Below are 19238 nucleotides of genomic sequence, written 5' to 3'. Positions count from 1 at the left end.
GCGCAAGGGGCAGACCCGATGGCTGGACGAGGCTGGGGCTCGGATCAGGGCGAGGACGCTGCCATCGGCGTCAGCGAACGGTCCCTGTTTGCGCCTCGGCCAGCCCCATTACCGCCGCCATCGCCCCTTGTGCCGGATCCCGGCAAGGCGCCCTTGCAAGCGGATGTCGCCGCCTCTGTTCCTGTTGCCGAAACCGGCAGGATCGTTCGCGTGCGCCGGCAAATCAGCCTGACATCACTGCCTCGCCTGCGCCACAGCGTGAACACGGCGGCGAGCCTGGAACTCGACCGGGGCGTGGCCTTCCTGCTGGTGCCGGTCTGCCTGGCGATCGGAGCGATCGGCTATTTTTCGCTGACGGCTGAACCCGACTTTGCGAGACCTGTCGCGGTTGTCATCTTGACGGGGATCTGTGCGCTGGTCTCGCGCTCATGGCCAAAGACCCATCTGTGTTTCATGGCGGCGCTTTTGTGCGCCCTAGGACTGCTTGCTGCCAAGGTCGAGACGTGGCGTGCGGGCACACAAATGTTGGGCTCGGAAATCTCGACGCAGGTGACCGGCCGCGTCGTCTCGCTCGACCGGATGGAAACTGGCCGTATCCGGCTGACCATCGACGTGACATCGACCGCAAGACCGAAACTGCGCTATGCGCCGGAACGGGTGCGGCTTTCGGCACGCAAGATCCCGGCTGACGTGACCGCAGGCTCCCTCATCACTGGATATGCCAAGCTTTTGCCGCCGACCGGGCCGGTGCGGCCGGACAGCTATGATTTCTCCTTCGACAGCTATTTTGCCGGCATCGGCGGCAGCGGGTTCTTTCTCGGCAACCCCAAGCTTGTCGTCAGCGATGGTGGCGACATGTCGCTGCCGGCCCGAATTTCCTCTAGCGTGGAAAATGCCCGCGAGGCCATCGCCGACCATATCAGGGCGAGCGTCGGCGGCGCCGAAGGCGAGATCGCCGCGGCGCTGATCGTCGGCGTGCGCGCCGGCATTCCCGATGACATCAATGAGGCGATGCGACGTACCGGCATCTACCACATCATCTCGATTTCGGGACTGCACATGGCGCTGGTCGCAGGCACCATCATGGGCTTGCTGCGCGGCGCCTTCGCGTTGTTTCCCGACTTTTCCGCGCGTCGCCCGGTCAAGAAGTATGCCGCCGTCGCCGCACTGTTCTCGATCGCGGCCTATCTCATCATCTCTGGAGTCGTCGTTGCCGCCGAGCGCAGCTTCATCATGCTGGCGGTGATGCTGATTGCCGTGCTGTTCGATCGAGCAGCACTCACCATGCGCAATCTGGCGATCTCGGCGATCGCCGTCATCGTGGTGTCGCCGCATGAGGTGGTCGGCCCGAGTTTTCAGATGTCGTTCGCCGCGACCGCGGCTCTGGTCGGCGCCTATGCCGGCTGGGCCGTTCACCGCGCGGGAAAAGCAAGACCGCCGCCCCCAAAGCGATCCATGCCCGGTTTCCTGACGCGAAAGTTCGTGCTCGCGGCAACCGGCCTTGCCATGACCTCCATCATCGCCGGCAGCGCCACGACGCTGTTTGCCATCTGGCATTTTCAGCGTGTGTCGCCGCTCAGCCTGTTCGCCAATCTGGCGGTTATGCCGATCGTCACCGTCGTCATGTTCCTGGCTGTCGCAAGCGCGCTGCTGATGCCTTTCGGATTGGATTGGCCGGCCCTCTACCTGATGGGCAAGGGTCTGACGGTGATGATCGCCATATCGGGTTGGATCTCCGAACGTTCGCCTGTCGATGCGGTTGGGCTGATTTCGCAGCAATCTGTCCTGCTGGTGACAATTGCCCTGGTCATCGCGACAATGGCGACAACTTGGCTGCGGCTCGCTGCTCTGCCATTCGCGCTGGCAGGCTTGCTGACCGTCTCGGATACGCGCACGCCGGATGTGCTGATCTCGGAGGACGCCCGACTGGTTGCCTTGCCGATCGGCGGTGGCGAACTCGCCGTCAGCCGCGCTCGGCCGAACGAATTCACCGTCGACAACTGGAAACGCGCACTAATATCCGAAACCATCGTCGTGCCGGAGGTGTTCGACAAGGGCGACGGGCAATTCGACGTCGCGGATGCCGTTGAGCTACCGCCGGGATCGCCGTTCTATTGCACCTCAGGCGTCTGCGTGGCCAGGCACACGTCCGGTGCGATCATTGCCTATGTCGAGGACCGCAAGGACACCTGGAAAGCCTGCGGTTTCGCCGAGCTGATCGTCATCAATGACGCCACCGCGTATGACGCCTGTCACAACCCGCTGGTTCTCGTCATCACCAAGCGGCAACTGGCTCGCAAAGGCAGTGCCGCGATCTTCTTCGATCGCCAATCGGCGACCACGCCGGCGACGATCAGCTTCGCCGTGGACAGCCCATACCGGCCCTGGCATGCGCAACGCAAATTCTCGCGCGAGGCGAGGGGGCTGCCACCCTTCAAGAGACCCGAGAAGCCAGTGGCTGAAACGCAGCCGCCTCAGTAGCGGCGGATCAGGCCAACGAGCTTGCCTTGCACCTTGACCCTGTCCGGCCCGAAAATACGGGTTTCATAGGCTGGATTGGCGGCTTCGAGAGCAATCGAAGCGCCCTTGCGGCGGAACCGCTTCAGCGTCGCTTCCTCTTCATCGACCAGCGCCACGATGATCTCGCCGGGGTTCGCCGTGTCGGCATTGCGGATGATGACGGTGTCGCCGTCGAAGATACCGGCCTCGATCATCGAGTCGCCCTTGACCTCCAGCGCATAGTGGGCACCGCCCATGATCATGTCCGGCGGCACCGAGATCGAATGCGTCTGATGCTGGATGGCATCGATCGGCACACCGGCGGCGATACGGCCCATGACCGGGATCGACACGGCGGAGACCGCATCGTCATCATTGCCGGGCGAGGGCATCCGCGAAGGCGCCGGCTTGATCTGCCGGCCAAGGGCACCACCCTGACCGAGACTGCCCTGGATGACGCTTGGCGAAAACTTCTTTGCCGCGTTGAGGCCGGGCGCGATCGAGTCCGGCAATCGCAGCACTTCCAGCGCGCGTGCCCGGTTGGGCAACCGGCGAATAAAGCCGCGCTCCTCAAGTGCGGTGATCAGCCGATGAATCCCGGATTTGGAGGCAAGGTCGAGCGCCTCCTTCATCTCGTCGAAGGATGGCGGAATGCCGCTCTCCTTCAGGCGTTCATGGATGAACATCAGCAGTTCATGTTGCTTGCGTGTCAGCATGGCGGCCCCCAGATTACCTGAAACCAGAATCGAAAAACAAACCCAGAACAAACACTATCTGTTCCAGTTGTGTTCTGCAACCGTTTAAAGTTTAATGAATTTGTTAAGGCTGCTGAAATTATTTGGGCTTGCCAGCGGGTCGCGATCGACAGGCGCCAACCACGGCAATGCGCCTGCTCACATTCAAATCATTATGGTTAATGACCTGTGGCTCATCCTCGACCCAAGGCTTGGCATCATCTGCCGATCGACCTCCACAAGGGACGCTATCAATCTTCGGGACGTTGGTTTGCCGTGAACGAAACGGAGCCAAAACGCCAACGTCTGTTGGCATTTGTGGCTGGAATTCAGCCCTCCGTCATCCGCCGGGCAGTGAGGGCGGCGACGGCAAATCGCGGAGATCGTTGCGTCAGGTAACGGCTTCCTTGACGGCGAAACGCTGGTCCTTCCATGCGCCCGTGCGCAGAATATCCTCCAGCACCTCAACCGCCAGCCACACATCCTTGTAGCCGACATAGAGCGGCGTGAAGCCGAAACGGATGGTCGATGGCGCGCGAAAATCACCGATGACGCCGCGCTCGATCAGCGCCCGCATGATTTGATAGCCGTGATCGTGAAGGAACGACACCTGGCTGCCGCGCCTGGTCGCGTCGCGGGTGGTCTCCAGCGTGAGGCCATAGGCGCCGCACTTTGCTTCGACGAGCTGGATGAACAGTTCCGTCAGCGCGACGCTCTTTTTTCGCAATGCCGCCATGTCGACGTCGTTCCAGATGACAAGCGCGCCTTTGAGCGCCCGCATCGACAGGACCGGCTGGGTGCCGCACAGAAAGCGGCGGATACCGGTGCCGGCAACATACCCCCGTTCGAAGGCAAAGGGCCGCGCATGGCCCCACCAGCCGCTGAGCGGCTGGCTGATATCGCCGTGATGGCGCTGCGCGGCATAGATGAAGGCCGGTGCGCCCGGACCGCCGTTGAGGTACTTGTAAGTGCAGCCGATGGCGAAATCGGCATTTGCCTGATCGAGCTCGACGGGCAGGGCGCCGGCGGTGTGGCATAGATCCCAGACGATCAGCGCTCCGGCCGCATGAGCCTTGCGCGTCAGCGCCGCCATGTCGCGCAGTTCACCCGATTTGTAGTTGACGTGGTTGACCAGCACCACCGCGACGTTTTCGTCGATCAGCTCTTCGATGGTGGGCGCGTCGACGCCCGCGAGGCGCAGCAGGACGCCGTCCCGTGTCGAGGCCACCCCTTCGGCGATGTACAGGTCGGTGGGGAAACTGTCACCCTCGGCGACGATGACCGACCGGCCCGGCCGCATCTCCAGCGCCGCATGCAGCACCTTGTAGATGTTGGTCGACGTCGTGTCGCAGACGACGGTCTGGCCGGCCGCGGCTCCAATCAGGCGTCCGAGTTGATCGCCGAGTTCGATCGGCATCTCGAACCATCCGGCCGTATTCCAGGCTCGGATGAGGTCCTGGGCCCATTCCTGGGTTGCCGCCTGCTGCAGCTCGCCGAAAACGGCATGAGACGCTGCCCCCAGTGAATTGCCGTCGAGATAGATCACCCCCTCCGGCAGAATGAAACGGTCGCGCATGGCCCGCAGCGGATCTGTGGCATCCATCGCTTCGACTGCGGCGAGATCAGGAAATCCACTCATGGTCAGTCAGTCCCCGGTTGTTCGCGAAGGGTGTTCCGCCGCCGCGCGTCGCTGTTTTCATTTCGACGATGTCAGAGCCGGGTGCGGACCGTCCACAGTTCCGGGAACAGCACCACCTCGAGCATCTTCTTCAGATACGAAGCACCCGACGTGCCGCCGGTGCCGCGTTTCAGACCGATGATGCGCTCAACCGTGGTGACGTGGTTGAAGCGCCAGCGGCGGAAATAATCCTCGAAGTCGACCAGCTTCTCTGCCAGTTCGTAGAACATCCAGTAGCGCTGCGGATCGCGGTAAATGGTTTGCCAGGCGACCAGCACCTCTTCATTCTCGGTTCGCGTCTCACGCCAGTCCGTGCGCTTGGCATCGGCACCGATGTCGAATCCGTTGCGCGCAAGCAGCAGCAGCGCTTCGTCGTAGAGCGATGGTTCGGTCAGGATCGCTTCCAGCTTTCCGCTCAGGTCGGGCCGGTGCTTGTGCGGCCCGAGCATGGCCAGGTTGCGGTTGCCGGCCATGAACTCGATGGCGCGATACTGCCAGGACTGGAAACCCGAGGACTGGCCGAGCGCGTCGCGGAACTCGGTGTATTCGCTCGGCGTCATCGTCCGCAGCACATCCCAGGCATTGTTCAGCTGCTCGAAGATCCGCGCAACGCGCGACAGCATCTTGAAGCTCGGCTCGAGCCGGTCGGCGCGGATGGAACGGATCGCGGCTCCAATCTCGTGTAGAGCGAGCTTCATCCAGAGTTCGGAAGTCTGATGCTGGATGATGAACAGCATCTCGTCATGCGCCGATGACAGCGGCGTCTGGGCCTCCAGCACTTTCTCCAGGTGCAGGTAGTCGCTGTAGGACATGCGCTCCTTGAACGACATCTGGGCGCCTTCGGACGCCGGATCGTATGGCTCGCTCAATCGATTTTCTCCGTGCGCAGCCGGAAGCGCTGGATCTTGCCGGTCTGGGTCTTGGGCAGGGCGGCGATGAATTTTACCGATCGCGGATATTTATAGGGCGCGATCATTGCCTTGACATGGTCCTGCAGGCGCTTGGTGGTGAGGGCGTCGGGCGCGACGCCCTGCGCTAGCACGACATGCGCCTCGACGATCTGGCCGCGTTCGGCGTCCTCGGCGCCAATGACAGCGCATTCGGCGACGTCCGGGTGCGCCAGCAGCGCCGCCTCGACCTCGGGTCCGGCAATGTTGTAGCCGGCGCTGACGATCATGTCGTCGGAGCGGGCGGCGAAATGGAAGAAGCCGTCCTCGTCCTGCGTGAAGGTATCGCCGGTGAGGTTCCAGCCGTCGCGCACGTATTCCTTCTGCCTGTCATCGGCCATGTAGCGGCAGCCGGTCGGTCCGCGCACTGCAAGCCTGCCGGTCGCGCCGCGTGGCACCTCGCGCATCTCGTCATCGACGACGCGCGCCTCGTAGCCGCCCACCGGCTTTCCGGTCGACGCGGGCTTCATGTCGTCAAAACGGTTGGAGATGAAGATGTGCAGCATCTCGGTGGCTCCGATGCCGTCGAGGATCGGCTTGCCGGTCTTTTGCGTCCACTCTTCGAAAACCGGAGCGGGCAAGGTTTCGCCGGCCGAAACGGCGACGCGCAGCGACGACAGGTCGGCACCTTCATCCATGGCCTTCAGCATGGCGCGGTAGGCAGTCGGCGCGGTGAAAGAGATCGTCGCTTTGTAGGTCTCGATGATGTGGATCATGTTGGGTGGCGTCGCCTGCTCCAGCAGCGTCGCCGCCGCACCGAAGCGCAGCGGAAAGATGGCGAGCCCGCCAAGGCCGAAGGTGAAGGCCAGCGGCGGCGAGCCGACGAAGATGTCGTCCGGCGTCACCTCCAGGATTTCGCGGGCGTAGGCGTCGGCGATGATCAGCAGGTCGCGGTGGAAATGCATCGTCGCCTTCGGAACGCCTGTTGTGCCCGAGGTGAAGCCGAGCAGGGCAACATCGTCGCGGCCGGTGTCGACTGCGGTGAACGTCACCGGCTTGTCGAGAGCGGCACGATCGAGTTCAGCATCATGGTTGGCGGTGCCGTCGAAACCGATGACCTGCTTGAGGAATGCGCTGTCCTTGGCGCAGGCGGTCATCTCGTCCATCAGCCTGGTGTCGCAGAGCGCGACGGTGATTTCCGCTTTGTCGACGATCTTGGCGAGTTCGCCGGCGCGCAGCATCGGCATGGTGTTGACGACCACGGCGCCAACCTTGGTGGCGGCCAGCCAGCAGGCGACCATTGCGGGGTTGTTGGCCGAACGGATCAGCACCCGGTTGCCCGGCTCGACCCCATAATTCTCGACCAGCGCGTGGGCCAGCCTGTTCGTCCAGTCGGACAGTTCCTTGTAGGTGCGGCGGCGGCCATTGCCGATCAGCGCGGTGTGGTCGCCCAGGCCTTTCTCGACCAGCCTGTCGGTCAGTTCGACACCGGCGTTGAGGCGTTCGGGATAGTCGAAGCCGTCGAGCAGGATTTCAGGCCATTGCTCCGGCGGCGGCAGGTGATCGCGCGTGAACGTGTCGATATGCGCTGAAGGCCCAAGCATGTCGCCGCTCTCCTGTCTGCTGGACGGCCAGTGCGCGAGGCGCCTGACCAGTGATCTGAAGGTCCTGCTTTTTTTGAGGAGGCTTCGTGCCGCAAGTCGCGCCTTGCTCGACGCCACCCGAACGGGGTGACCATTTGCAGGCTTCGGGCAGCACAGCAGACCTCCCATTGTCGGCTGTTCGTGCGGGCAGGATCGCACCAGTCGAAATTTGTTTCAAGCCTAAAATGTTTTTGCCCTAGAGCATTGACGCATGGCGTGGCGGTGGCCATTGCTAGCGGAACAGCGATGCCGTTTTTGGGGAAGGGCGCAGATGTTCGAACGTCACATCGTCGATTGGGATGATGCCTATGCCAACGGTGCGAATATCGCCGGCAGCGACCGATGGCCGGCCGCGTGGGTGGAGCCTGCGCAAGCGTTTCGTGACGCACTCTCGGCGCAGGGCCGGGCACGGCTCGACATCACCTATGGCGATGGGCGACGCAATCGGCTCGATCTCTTCCTCCCCAGCGCCACGCCCAAAGGGTTGGTGGTGTTCATCCATGGCGGTTACTGGAAGGCGTTCGACAAGAGTTTCTGGTCGCATCTCGCCAATGGTGCGGTCAGCAGCGGCTTTGCCGTGGCGATGCCGTCCTACACGCTGTGCCCGGACTTACGCATCGCCGGCATCGTCCAGGAGATCGGCGTGGCGATCGGCAAGGCGGCGGCAATGGTCGACGGGCCGCTGATGCTGACCGGACATTCGGCCGGCGGCCATCTTGCCAGCCGGATGGTGACGACAACCACGCCTCTGGCGGACGATGTGGCGCGGCGCGTGCGCCATGTCGTTTCGATTTCGGGTGTCCACGATCTGCGTCCGATCATGCGCACCGAGATGAACGCGATTCTGGCCATCGACGAGGCCGAGGCGTTGGCGGAAAGCCCGGCACTGTTGCGGCCCATGGATGGTGTCCGCATCACCTGTTGGGCCGGTGGTGGCGAGCGCGCCGAGTTCCTGCGTCAGAACGCCTTGCTTGCCAACATCTGGACGGGCCTCGGTGCTGCAACCAGCACCGTGGTCGAGCCCGACCGGCATCATTTCAGCATTGTCGACGGCCTTGCCGATCCGGCCCACCCACTGAGCCGCGCCTTGATATCGGGCTAGCACCGAGATCATTTTCCATTTTTTTATTAATGGTTTGTCTTGTTCTGCTTCAGCGCAGCATCAGTACGCTGCAGGCCTCGCCAGCAGCTGCTGCGGGGGCAAACGGCGCCCGCACGATCAGCCCGTTGGCGTCGGCCAGCATTCTCAGCATCGAGGAATCCTGGATACCGAACGGCGTCGCCACCAGCACGCCGTCATCTTCCCTGACCACGGCTCGGACGTAGTCCTGGCGCAGATCATTGGCCGGCATGGCGGCACCCAACCGCGCCGGACGAATGTCCTGGCGATGATTGCGGCCGCCGAGCCGCGCCAGCAGCGGCTTCAGGAACAATTGCGAGCAGACCAGGCTTGCCACCGGATTGCCGGGCAGGCCGATGCACCTGATATCGCCGAGGCGGCCGAACATCAGCGGCTTGCCAGGACGCATGGCGATCTTCCAGAAGCCGAGCGTCATGCCTTCGCCGGCCAGCACGTCGTGGATCAGGTCGTGATCGCCGACCGAGGCGCCACCAAGCGTCACAATGACATCCGCACCGGCCGCGACCGCTTTTTGCACCAGTTCGGCGATAGCATCCTTGCGATCGGCGGCAATGCCGAGATCGAGCGCGCGGGCGCCGACCGAGTGTGCGGTGGCGGCGACGCCATAGGCATTCGATGAAATGATCTGGTCCGGGCCGAGATCGCTGCCCGGCGGCAGCAATTCGTCGCCGGTGGCGATAATGGCGACCAGCGGCCGTTTCACCACGCTGACCCGAGGATGGTTGGCCGATGCTGCCAGCGACAGTGCCGCCGGGTCGAGCAAGCGGCCTTTTTCCAGCAGCATGTCGCCTGTTGAAAAATCGAGCCCGATGCGGCGGATATTGCGCCATTGCGCCGTTGGCTCGGTCACTTCGATTTCGCCGCCGCCGAGATCGCGGACATTCTCCTGGATGACGATGGTGTCGGCGCCTTCGGGCAGCGGCGCGCCGGTGAAGATGCGCACGGCCTGCGTCTGGCCGACCGTGCCGTCGAAGCCACGCCCAGCCGGCGCCATGCCGATCACCGACAGCCTGGATGGGACCGACGTGACGTCGGCGGCGCGCGCTGCATAGCCGTCCATGGCGGAAGCATTGAAAGGCGGCTGGGTGCGAAGTGCCACGACCGGTTCCGCCAGAACACGATCCACAGCCTCGAACAGGGGAACGCTTTCGCCGGCTAGAGGCGCCGCGCCATCAAGCAGGCGTTCAAGCGCCTCCGCGATAGGAACCAGCGCCATCAGGCGCTCGCCTTGTAGTCACCCGACTTGCCACCGGTCTTTTCGACCAGGCGGATGCCGGTGATGACCATGGCGCGGTCTACTGCTTTGGCCATGTCGTAGATGGTCAGGCAGGCGACCGAAGCGGCGGTCAGCGCTTCCATCTCGACACCCGTCTTGCCGGTGACGCGCGCCAGTGCGGTGACCTTCAGGCCGGGCAAGGCATGGTCGGGCTCGATGTCGACGGAAACCTTGGTCAAAAGCAGCGGGTGGCAGAGCGGGATCAGTTCATGCGTCTTCTTCGCCGCCATGATGCCGGCGATGCGCGCGGTGCCGAGCACATCGCCCTTCTTGGCGTTGCCGGCGAGGATCATCTTCAGCGTCTCGGGCTGCATCGCGACAAAGCCTTCGGCGATCGCCGTGCGCGTTGTTTCGTCCTTGTCGCCGACGTCGACCATGTTGGCCTCGCCCTGCGCGCCGAGATGGGTAAGGCCCGATACCATCGTCAGATGGCCTCGGCCAAAGCCTTGCCTGTCAGAAGCAGGCGCGTCGCCGCGGTGACGTCCTGTTGCCGCATCAGGCTCTCGCCGACAAGAAAAGTGCCGATGTCGCTCTTTTGCAGCCTGAGGCAGTCGTCATGCGAGAAAATACCGCTCTCGCTGACCAGCAAGCGGTCGGCCGGAACCATCGTCGCCAGCCGCATGGAAGTGTCGAGGCTGGTCTCGAATGTGCGCAGATTGCGGTTGTTGATGCCGATCAGCCGCGACGACAGTTTTAGCGCGCGCTGCGTCTCGGTCTCGTCGTGCACTTCGACCAGTGCATCCATGCCGAGTTCGAAGGCCGTCGCCTCGAGCTCGCTGGCCAGGACGTCGTCGACACTGGCCATGATGATCAGGATGGCATCCGCGCCCCAGGCGCGGGCTTCGTAGACCTGATACGGATCGAACAGGAAATCCTTGCGCAGCGCCGGCAGCGCGACGGCGGCTCGCGCCCAGGTGAGAAATTCGGGCGCACCCTGGAAGGACGGTGCATCGGTCAGCACCGAAAGACAGGCAGCACCACCCTTGGCATAGGCCTGCGCCAGCGCCGGTGGATCGAAATCGGCACGGATCAGACCCTTGGAAGGGCTCGCCTTCTTGATCTCGGCGATTAGCGCGAAGGCGCCGGATTTGCGCTTCGCTTCCAGTGCGGCAAGAAAGCCGCGCGGTGCGTCGGCGTCTTTTGCCCGGGCCTTGATTTCGGCCAACGGCACGCGTGCCTTTGCTGCCGCGATCTCGTCGCGCTTGTAGGCCTCGATCTTGCGAAGAATGTCAGACACGCTCTATCCGTTATCCGTTCGAAATCTCGACCAGCCTGTCGAGCACTTGCAGGGCACGGCCGCTATCGATGGCTTGCGCCGCCGCCGCGATGCCGTCGCCAAGCGTCGTCGCCTTGCCGGCCACAACCAGTCCGGCACCGGCGTTCATCAGCACGGTGTCGCGATAGGCGCCGGCGGCGCCGCCCAGCATATCGCGCAAGGCCTTGGCGTTGTAGTCCGCATCGCCGCCACGCAATTCGTCCTTGCTGTGGCGCGGCAACCCAACCGCTTCAGGGGTCAGGGTGAAGCTGCGGATCTCGCCGCCGATCAGTTCGGCAACCTGCGTCTCGCCGGTGGTGGTGATCTCGTCATAGCCGTCGCCATGGGCGACCCAGACATGCTCGGCACCCAGCGCCTTCAGCGTCTCGGCAACCGGCAGGATCCATTCCGGCAGGAACACACCGACCAGCTGCCGCTTGACGCCGGCCGGATTGGAGAGCGGCCCGAGCAGGTTGAAGATGGTGCGGGTGCCGAGTTCGACGCGGGTCGGGCCGACATGCTTCATCGCCGGATGGTGCGCAGGCGCGAACATGAAGCCAACGCCTGCCTCGTGGATGCAGCGGCCGATGAATTCGGGCGAGATATCGATCTTGACGCCGAGCGCAACCAGCACGTCGGCTGCCCCCGTCAACGATGACAGGCCGCGATTGCCGTGTTTGGCAACCGGCACGCCGCTGCCGGCAACGACGAAGGCCGATGCCGTCGAAATGTTGACGCTGTGAGAATTGTCGCCGCCGGTGCCGACGATGTCGATGGCGTCGGTGGGCGCGTCGACGTGCAGCATCTTGCCCCGCATGGTTGCGACGGCGCCTGAAATCTCGCTCACCGTCTCGCCGCGCACACGCAGCGCCATCAGGAAACCGCCGATCTGGCCGGGGGTCGCGTCACCCGACATGATGATGTCGAAGGCCTCGCGCGCTTCCTCGAAGGAAAGCGCGCTACCGGTCGCGATCTTGGCGATATGGGTTTTCAGCGCGCTCATCTTGTCGAGGCTTGGGCGACGGCGGCCTGGTCGATGCGAACGTCGTACTGCGTCTGCAACTGCGCCACCAACTGGTCGAGCAGGTCATCCGACATGCCGGAGGTGAAGGATTTCTGCGCGTCGTCCGGCACCGAACTGGCATCGGCTCCGGCGGGCTCGAACACTTCGGCGACCTTGTACAGGATCTGCCCGTCTCCGGTGGGTGAGGGGACCAAGCCGGTGCCGCCTTCGCCGACACCGAACATCGCTGCCGCACCCTCCTTACCGAAATCGACATCGTCAGCCTCACGCTTGACACCGCGCTTGGTCTGCTTTTCGAGCTTCAGTTCGCTGGCGATGACATCGAGCGTTGCGCCGGCCTTGAGCCGCTTTTCCAGTTCGTCAGCCTTGGCGGCCAGCCGCTTGCTTATTTCCGCCGCCGTCCAGTCGGCGACGACTTTTTGACGAACCTCATCCAGCGTGCGGTCGCGAGCCGGCGTGACGGACGCCACCTCATAGAAGACGAAGCCGTTGTCGGCTGTGGTCAAGGCATCGTTTTCCGTGTTGGGTTCGGCGTCGAAGACGGCTTTGATCAGCTCCGGCGATTGCGGCAGGTCCTTGACGATGGTTGCATCTGGCCGCAGTCCACTACGATCGATGGCGTCGATGGTGACGACCTTCAGCTTCAGCTTGGCCGCGGCCTCCGCCAGCGAACTGCCGGCGGCGCGGGTGTCATCGTAATTGTCGCGCACGTCCAGAAGGATGCGGCTTGCCTCGCCCAGCGCCAGATCCTTGCGGATCTGATCGGACACCTCGGCCAGTGGTTTCACCACCTCGGGCTTGATCTCGGTGACGCGCAGCAGCACCGGACCGAAGGCGCCTTGCACGACCTGACTGACTTCATTGGCGTTGAGCGAAAAGGCCGCGTCGGCGACCGCCTTGTCGGCGATCTTGTCCTTGGCAAGCGTGCCGAGCAACGTATCGGCCGGCGTCTTGCCTTCCGCCGTGACAAGCTTGTCGAAAGTGGCGCCGGCCTTGAGCGAATCGAGTGCGGCCTTGGCCGCATCCGGCGTCTTGAACACGAGCTGCTCGACGGTGCGCAGTTCCGGCGTGGTGTAACGCGCCTTGTTCTTGTTGTAGTCGTCGCTGACCTGGCTGTCGGTGACGGCGGTCGTATCCATGATGTCGACGGGTTCGAGGCGGACATAGGAAAATTTGCGGTATTCGGGTGCCGCATATGTCTTCTTGTTGGCTTCGAAATAGGCCGAGAGCACGCTATCGGACGGCGCCGCGATCGGCTCGACCAGTGCCTTGGGCAGCGTCAAATAGTCGATGGTGCGGTCTTCGCCGCGATAGAGCGCAACCGCCTTGAAGAAAGTGTCCGGAGCCTTGAGGCCATCCGAGACCGCCTCGACAATTTGCTGGCGCACGGCCACCTGGGCACGGTTCTTCAAATAGTCCTCGGGCCGCATGCCGATCTGCTGCAGCATATATTCGAACGTTCTGCGGTCGAACTGGCCGCCCGGGCCCTTGAAGGCTGGGTCCTCGCGTGTCAACTCGGCCAGCCGATCCTTGGAAAGTCCGAGGCCCAGCTTGCGGGCCTGTTCGTCGAGAACGGCACCAGAGACGAGCTGAGCCAACACCTGGTTGTCGACGCCGAGCGCCTTTGCCTGTTCGTGGCTGAGACGTTGGCCGAACTGTTGCGACATGACGGCGAGCTGGCGATCGTAGGCGAGACGGTATTCGTTGATCGATACTTTGGTGCCGCCGGCGGTTATCACCGAATCGTGGCCGGCAAGACCGCTCATCAGCTGTCCGGAAACGCCCCAGACCAAAAAGCTGAGCACCAGCAGCACCAACAGTCCCTTCGCGACCCAGGTGCCTGCCGCGTTTCTCAATATACCAAGCATTTTTACTTCCGATTTATGCGCATTTTCGCATGCGCCGAGTCTGAAACAAGCGCAATAGCGCCCTTCCGGCCCACTGTCGATTGCTTTGTGGCCTGATTTTGGTAGTGAGGGCCAGAGCCCCGATATCATCCGGAGAAGCAAACCCATGACGCCAGGAATTCGCCCGCTCGTCGCCGGCAACTGGAAAATGAACGGCACCAGCGCCTCCCTCAACGAGCTCCGGATGATCGGCAACGGTTTCATGAGCGGACTTGACGCAGAGACCGAAGCGCTGGTTTGCGTTCCCGCAACCCTGCTTGCTCACGCCGCGGAGATCCTGTCACGCACGCCGGTGCATGCCGGCGGTGAGGATTGCCATACCAAGGAGAGCGGCGCCTACACCGGCTGCATATCGGCGGAAATGCTCAGGGATGCCGGTGCGAGCCATGTCATCGTCGGCCATTCCGAATGCCGCGAGCAACGCGGCGAGGATGACGCCACTGTCCAGGCCAAGGCATCCGCCGCATGGCGTGCCGGGCTTGTTGCCATCATTTGCGTCGGCGAAACGCATGAACAGCGTGAAGCGGGCGCCACGCTGGACGTGCTGTCGCGGCAGGTCGATGGTTCGGTCCCGTCAAGCGCCACCCCATCCAACACCATCATTGCCTATGAGCCGGTATGGGCGATCGGCACCGGCTTGACGCCGACGGCCGGCGATGTGGCCGCAGCACATGCACATATCCGCGAAAAGCTGTCGGAAAAGCTCGGCGGCGTCGCGGCGAAGATGCGCATTCTCTACGGCGGCTCGGTCAAGCCCTCCAACGCGGTCGAACTGCTCGGCGTCAGGAATGTCGACGGCGCGCTGGTCGGCGGCGCCAGCCTGAAAGCGGCGGATTTTCTCGGCATCGCCGAGGCTTATCGCAATATTGCCTGAAGACATTCGCTCCGCCGGACAAGGGCTTCCGGTGCACGAAATCGTTGCAAAGGACGGGTTGCTTCCCATATTCCGGCCACGGGCTTGGAAATGCCGTCAAAGCATTGTATTGAGCCGCCTCCAATTCACCGGTCGTGTCCGCGGCCGGGCAAGGCCTTGCCAGGATAAACTATGGAAACCGTACTGATCGTCATCCATCTCATGGTCGTGCTCGCCCTTGTCGGCGTGGTGCTGCTGCAGCGTTCCGAAGGCGGCGGCCTCGGCATCGGTGGCGGATCCGGCTTCATGACCGCGCGTGGTGCTGCCAATGCCCTGACGCGTGCGACGGCGATCCTTGCGGCCGCCTTCTTCGCCACGTCACTGACTCTGTCGATCGTCGCCCGCTACGGCGAGAAGCCGATCGACATCCTCGACCGCGTGCCGGCGACGTCGGACGGTGCAGGCAAAGGCGTGCTCAACCAGTTGCCCGGCACGACCACCCCGGCGCCCGCCGGCAGCACCACGCCGACGCCGCCTTCCGGCAACGACGCTTCGGCTCCGGCGACTGCCCCGGCCACGGCGCCTGCCGCCGGTTCGACGCCGCCGGCGACCAACGGCACGGCTCCCGCCGCACCGGCGACCCCGCAGGTCCCGAACCAATAGTCTTCCACGCTTGAAACCGCGATCTGTGGTCGTTTGAACACAGTCGCGGCAAATGCAGCAAGATCACGAAGATTCGACGGGGTGAGGCGGGACCTCGCGCTTGAGGCAGCCGCGCTTATTCGACTATAGATTGCGCGCGGCATTTCCGGCGCCCTTGGGGGGCGCTGGGCGACGCCGTGGGCAACAAGCATAGAACGATCGGATCTTCGCCATGCAGCTTCGCAGCTTCATTTTCCTGGGACTTTGCGCCGCACTCGGCATGAGTTCCCCAGCCTTCGCCGGCGTGCCGGCAAATATGGCCGCACAGCCTTCGGCTGAAACAACTTCTGCAATCAACGTCGCCGTCAAGAGTGATGCGTCGCAATTGAAGCTTCTCAAGAAGAAGAAAAACCCGACGCCCGACGACCTCGCCCAGATCAAGAAGATCGAGGCCAAGATCGTTGCCGACAAGGAAGCCGCCAAAGCCAAGGCGCTCGAAGCCAGGAAACTGGCGATGCGCGAGGCGGCAAAGGCCAAGGCCGACGCTGAACGGCAAGCGTTCCTGGCCAAGAAGGGCAAGAGCACGCAGGCAACCCAGGTGGCCGATGCCAAGCCGGCCAAGAAGCTGGTTGCCAAGATCATCGAACCAATCGAACCGATCGCGCCGATCCAGTCGGCCGAGCCGCTTCCGGCAGAGGCGATGAACATCGCCCTGACCGGCAACAATGGCGAGTTGCGCAGCGAGGTCATCGGCCAGAAGCAGCCGAGCAGCGGCGGTTTGTTCGCCGGTCTCTTCGGCGGTAGCTCTTCCTCTTCGTCGATTTCATATCTTCCCGAGACACGGGCTCTCGACCAGGCTCTCGCCAAGAGGGAAGCCAAGAAGCAGTTCAAGGTGAAGCCGGAATTCGTGCCGCAGGACGTGGAATTCAGCGGTTACGCTGCCGGCACCATCGTTATCGACACCAGCGCGCGCCGCCTCTACCTCGTCGAATCGTCCTCCACCGCGCGCCGCTACGCCATCGCGGTCGGCCGCGACGGCCTGCAGTTCAAGGGTACGGTTGCAGTCGGTGACAAGCAGGAATGGCCGCGCTGGATCCCGACGCTGGACATGCAGAAGCGCGAGCCGAAGCATTACGGCCAGTATAAGGACGGTATGCCCGGCGGTGGCCAGAATCCGCTCGGCGCGCGCGCCATCTATCTCTATGACGGCAAGAAGGACACGCATCTGCGCATCCACGGCACCATTGCGCCGCAGTCGATCGGAACCAGCGCCTCGAATGGTTGCTTCCGCATGATCAACGAGCACGTCATGGACCTTTACAGCCGCGTCAGGGTTGGCACCAAGGTCGTCATCATCTGACGTTTCGTCATCCTGCCGAAAGGGCCGGCTCAGCCGGCCCTTTTGTTTTGCCTTGTTCACGATCCAAGCGCCTTCTTGGGAAAAAAGCTTCGCGGCGGTTTTTTCTCTGGCGGAATCAATCCGGCCGCGTTAAGCGATGACTCCCATGGCGCGATATGTATTCATCACAGGCGGCGTGGTTTCCTCACTTGGAAAAGGCATTGCCGCAGCGGCCCTTGGGGCTCTCCTGCAGGCGCGAGGCTATCGCGCACGCATCAAAAAACTCGATCCCTACCTGAATGTCGATCCAGGCACGATGTCGCCGTACCAGCATGGCGAAGTCTTCGTCACCGACGATGGCGCGGAAACCGATCTTGATCTTGGCCATTACGAGCGCTTCACGGGCCGCTCCGCCAACCAGCAGGACAACATCACCACCGGCCGCATCTACAAGAACATCATCGAGCGCGAGCGGCGCGGCGACTATCTCGGCGCAACCGTGCAGGTCATCCCGCACGTCACCGATGAGATCAAGAATTTCGTTCTCAACGGCAATGACGACTATGATTTCGTGTTGTGCGAGATCGGCGGCACGGTCGGCGACATCGAGGCGATGCCATTCCTGGAAGCTATTCGCCAGCTCGGCAACGACCTGCCGCGCAACAACGCCGTCTACGTCCATCTGACGCTGATGCCCTACATCCCGACGGCAGGCGAGCTGAAGACCAAGCCGACTCAGCATTCGGTCAAGGAGCTGCGCGGCATCGGCATCGCGCCCGATATCCTGCTGGTCCGTGCCGACCGCGCCATTCCCAAGGAAGAGCGTAGGAAACTGTCGCTGTTTTGCAATGTGCGCGAAAGTGCCGTGATCCAGGCGCTCGACGTGCCGCATATCTACGATGTGCCGATGGCCTATCACAAGGAAGGGCTCGATTCGGAAGTGCTGGCCGCCTTCGGCATCGATCCGGCGCCGAAGCCGCGCATGGAGCCGTGGCAGGCGGTATCCAACCGCATCCACAATCCGGAAGGCGAGGTCACCATCGCCGTTGTCGGCAAATATACCGGCCTCAAGGACGCCTACAAATCTCTGATCGAGGCGCTCTCGCATGGCGGCCTTGCCAACCACGTCAAGGTCAAGCTCGACTGGATCGAATCGGAGATCTTCGAAAAAGAGGATCCGACGCCCTGGCTGGAAAAGGTGCATGGCATCCTGGTCCCAGGCGGCTTTGGCGAGCGCGGTGCGGAAGGCAAGATCCTGGCGGCGAAGTTCGCGCGTGAGCGCAAGGTGCCGTATTTCGGCATCTGCTTCGGCATGCAGATGGCCTGCATCGAGGCGGCGCGGTCGCTGGCCGGCGTCGAACATGCGTCTTCGACCGAGTTTGGTCCGACCGAGGAACCGGTGGTCGGCCTGATGACCGAATGGCTGAAAGGCAACATGCTGGAGAAGCGCCGCGAAACCGGCGATCTCGGCGGCACGATGCGGCTCGGCGCCTATCAGGCCGAGCTCGCCAAGGGCTCCAAGATCGCCGAGATCTATGGCGACACACAGATTTTCGAGCGCCATCGCCACCGCTACGAGGTCAATGTCGACTACAAGGAGCGGCTCGAGGATTGCGGCCTGGTGTTTGCCGGTATGTCGCCCGACGGCGTGTTGCCGGAAACGGTCGAATACCCGGACCATCCGTGGTTCATCGGCGTGCAGTATCACCCGGAACTGAAAAGCCGGCCGCTCGAGCCGCATCCGCTGTTCGCCAGTTTCATCGAGGCGGCCGTGGAGCAGAGCCGGCTGGTGTAGCGATCAGGTCGGGCGGCAATGCAGACCTATGTCGCACTGCTGTACAGCATCATCCTGGCTGAGGGGCGACGGGTCGTCATGGCCGACCTCAAGGCCATGGCCGAAGAGCTCGGGCTGAACAACCCGCGCACGCTGGTGGCGACGGGCAATCTGGTCTTCGAGGCACCGGCAACTGATATCGCCGACCTCGAACAGTGGTTGGAGGCAGCCTTCGAAAAAACCTTCGGCCGCCATGTCGATATCATCGTGCGCGGTGCCGAGGACTGGCTGAAGCTTGCCGCCGGCAATCCGTTTCCGATGGAATCGAATGCGACCGCGGATCAGGTGGCGGTGCGCGTGATGCGTAAGCCTGCACCCGAGCAGGCCGTGACGGCACTGCAGGCCTATGCCGCCGAGGACGAGAAAGTGACTTCGCTCGGCGGCGACATCTGGGTCGTCTTTTCGCGAGAGAGGCCAAGCTCGCGGCTGCTTGCGGCAATGAACCACAAGCGCATGGGCACGGGCACGTCGCGCAACTGGAACACAGTGCGCAGATTGGCCGAGATGCTGGGGTAGGTTTTGGGGC

At 63.1% G+C, this 19238-nt stretch carries 16 protein-coding genes; 7 read left to right on the top strand and 9 right to left on the bottom strand.

All coding sequences use genetic code 11. The annotated features are described in order from the left end of the window. The first annotated feature begins 18 nt into the window (after positions 1-18). Positions 19-2481: a ComEC/Rec2 family competence protein gene (locus AC0L24_RS09365; RefSeq protein WP_127810455.1), complete on the top strand. Its 2463-nt coding sequence runs from the start codon at positions 19-21 to the stop codon at positions 2479-2481. Here the strand turns inward: AC0L24_RS09365 and lexA are convergent. The 4 genes from lexA to AC0L24_RS09345 all read right to left on the bottom strand — a co-directional run bounded on the left by lexA (position 2475) and on the right by AC0L24_RS09345 (position 7402). Further along, positions 2475-3215 (bottom strand): transcriptional repressor LexA, encoded by a 741-nt coding sequence (lexA, locus tag AC0L24_RS09360; protein ID WP_127272195.1) that lies wholly within the window; start codon positions 3213-3215, stop codon positions 2475-2477. The genes AC0L24_RS09365 and lexA overlap by 7 nt on opposite strands. Positions 3216-3624: 409 nt before the next feature. Further along, positions 3625-4872, bottom strand: coding sequence for a kynureninase (gene kynU / locus AC0L24_RS09355; RefSeq protein WP_127810454.1), 1248 nt, complete (start codon positions 4870-4872; stop codon positions 3625-3627). Between the two features lie 71 nt (positions 4873-4943). Further along, positions 4944-5780: a tryptophan 2,3-dioxygenase gene (kynA, locus tag AC0L24_RS09350; RefSeq protein ID WP_127270200.1), complete on the bottom strand. Its 837-nt coding sequence runs from the start codon at positions 5778-5780 to the stop codon at positions 4944-4946. After that, positions 5777-7402, bottom strand: coding sequence for an AMP-binding protein (locus AC0L24_RS09345; RefSeq protein WP_292630808.1), 1626 nt, complete (start codon positions 7400-7402; stop codon positions 5777-5779). Before AC0L24_RS09345 ends, kynA begins: the two co-directional genes overlap by 4 nt. A gap of 310 nt (positions 7403-7712) precedes the next feature. On the opposite strand from AC0L24_RS09345, the gene AC0L24_RS09340 reads away from it, so the two are divergent. Then, positions 7713-8543: an alpha/beta hydrolase gene (locus tag AC0L24_RS09340; protein ID WP_128288095.1), complete on the top strand. Its 831-nt coding sequence runs from the start codon at positions 7713-7715 to the stop codon at positions 8541-8543. Between the two features lie 49 nt (positions 8544-8592). On the opposite strand, the gene AC0L24_RS09335 is transcribed toward AC0L24_RS09340, so the two are convergent. Genes AC0L24_RS09335 through AC0L24_RS09315 form a run of 5 tightly spaced genes read right to left on the bottom strand, consistent with a single transcriptional unit; the run spans position 8593 to position 14005 of the window. Beyond that, positions 8593-9798 carry a molybdopterin molybdotransferase MoeA gene (locus AC0L24_RS09335; RefSeq protein WP_473563664.1) on the bottom strand — a complete coding sequence of 402 codons (1206 nt, stop codon included), beginning with the start codon at positions 9796-9798 and terminating at the stop codon, positions 8593-8595. Then, on the bottom strand, positions 9798-10280 hold the full coding sequence (moaC, locus tag AC0L24_RS09330) for a cyclic pyranopterin monophosphate synthase MoaC (protein ID WP_127271357.1): 483 nt from the start codon (positions 10278-10280) through the stop codon (positions 9798-9800). The genes AC0L24_RS09335 and moaC overlap by 1 nt, the downstream gene beginning before the upstream one ends. Before the next feature lie 2 nt (positions 10281-10282). Beyond that, entirely contained in the window at positions 10283-11095 is an 813-nt protein-coding gene (trpC, locus tag AC0L24_RS09325; protein WP_128288097.1) for an indole-3-glycerol phosphate synthase TrpC, read from the bottom strand. A gap of 10 nt (positions 11096-11105) precedes the next feature. Next, complete coding sequence (gene trpD, locus AC0L24_RS09320; protein ID WP_127397779.1) at positions 11106-12116, bottom strand: anthranilate phosphoribosyltransferase; 1011 nt, start codon at positions 12114-12116, stop codon at positions 11106-11108. Continuing rightward, positions 12113-14005: a SurA N-terminal domain-containing protein gene (locus AC0L24_RS09315; protein ID WP_128288098.1), complete on the bottom strand. Its 1893-nt coding sequence runs from the start codon at positions 14003-14005 to the stop codon at positions 12113-12115. Before AC0L24_RS09315 ends, trpD begins: the two co-directional genes overlap by 4 nt. A gap of 145 nt (positions 14006-14150) precedes the next feature. On the opposite strand from AC0L24_RS09315, the gene tpiA reads away from it, so the two are divergent. The 5 genes from tpiA (at position 14151) to AC0L24_RS09290 (ending at position 19228) form a co-directional block, all read left to right on the top strand. Then, positions 14151-14918: a triose-phosphate isomerase gene (gene tpiA, locus AC0L24_RS09310; protein ID WP_127268769.1), complete on the top strand. Its 768-nt coding sequence runs from the start codon at positions 14151-14153 to the stop codon at positions 14916-14918. A 171-nt stretch (positions 14919-15089) separates the two neighbouring features. Further along, a complete protein-coding gene (secG, locus tag AC0L24_RS09305) occupies positions 15090-15560 on the top strand; it encodes a preprotein translocase subunit SecG (protein ID WP_128364538.1) in 471 nt (156 codons plus the stop codon). Positions 15561-15771: 211 nt separating this feature from the next. Continuing rightward, positions 15772-16899 carry a L,D-transpeptidase gene (locus AC0L24_RS09300; RefSeq protein WP_127319981.1) on the top strand — a complete coding sequence of 376 codons (1128 nt, stop codon included), beginning with the start codon at positions 15772-15774 and terminating at the stop codon, positions 16897-16899. Positions 16900-17044: 145 nt separating this feature from the next. Continuing rightward, positions 17045-18673 (top strand): CTP synthase, encoded by a 1629-nt coding sequence (locus AC0L24_RS09295; RefSeq protein WP_164895606.1) that lies wholly within the window; start codon positions 17045-17047, stop codon positions 18671-18673. Between the two features lie 18 nt (positions 18674-18691). After that, entirely contained in the window at positions 18692-19228 is a 537-nt protein-coding gene (locus tag AC0L24_RS09290; protein WP_473563663.1) for a DUF1697 domain-containing protein, read from the top strand. Positions 19229-19238: the final 10 nt, after the last annotated feature.

The organism is Mesorhizobium sp. WSM4809 (assembly GCF_055811655.1).
Note: the sequence above shows the minus strand (reverse complement) of the source record. Positions and strands in the feature narration are given on the sequence as shown.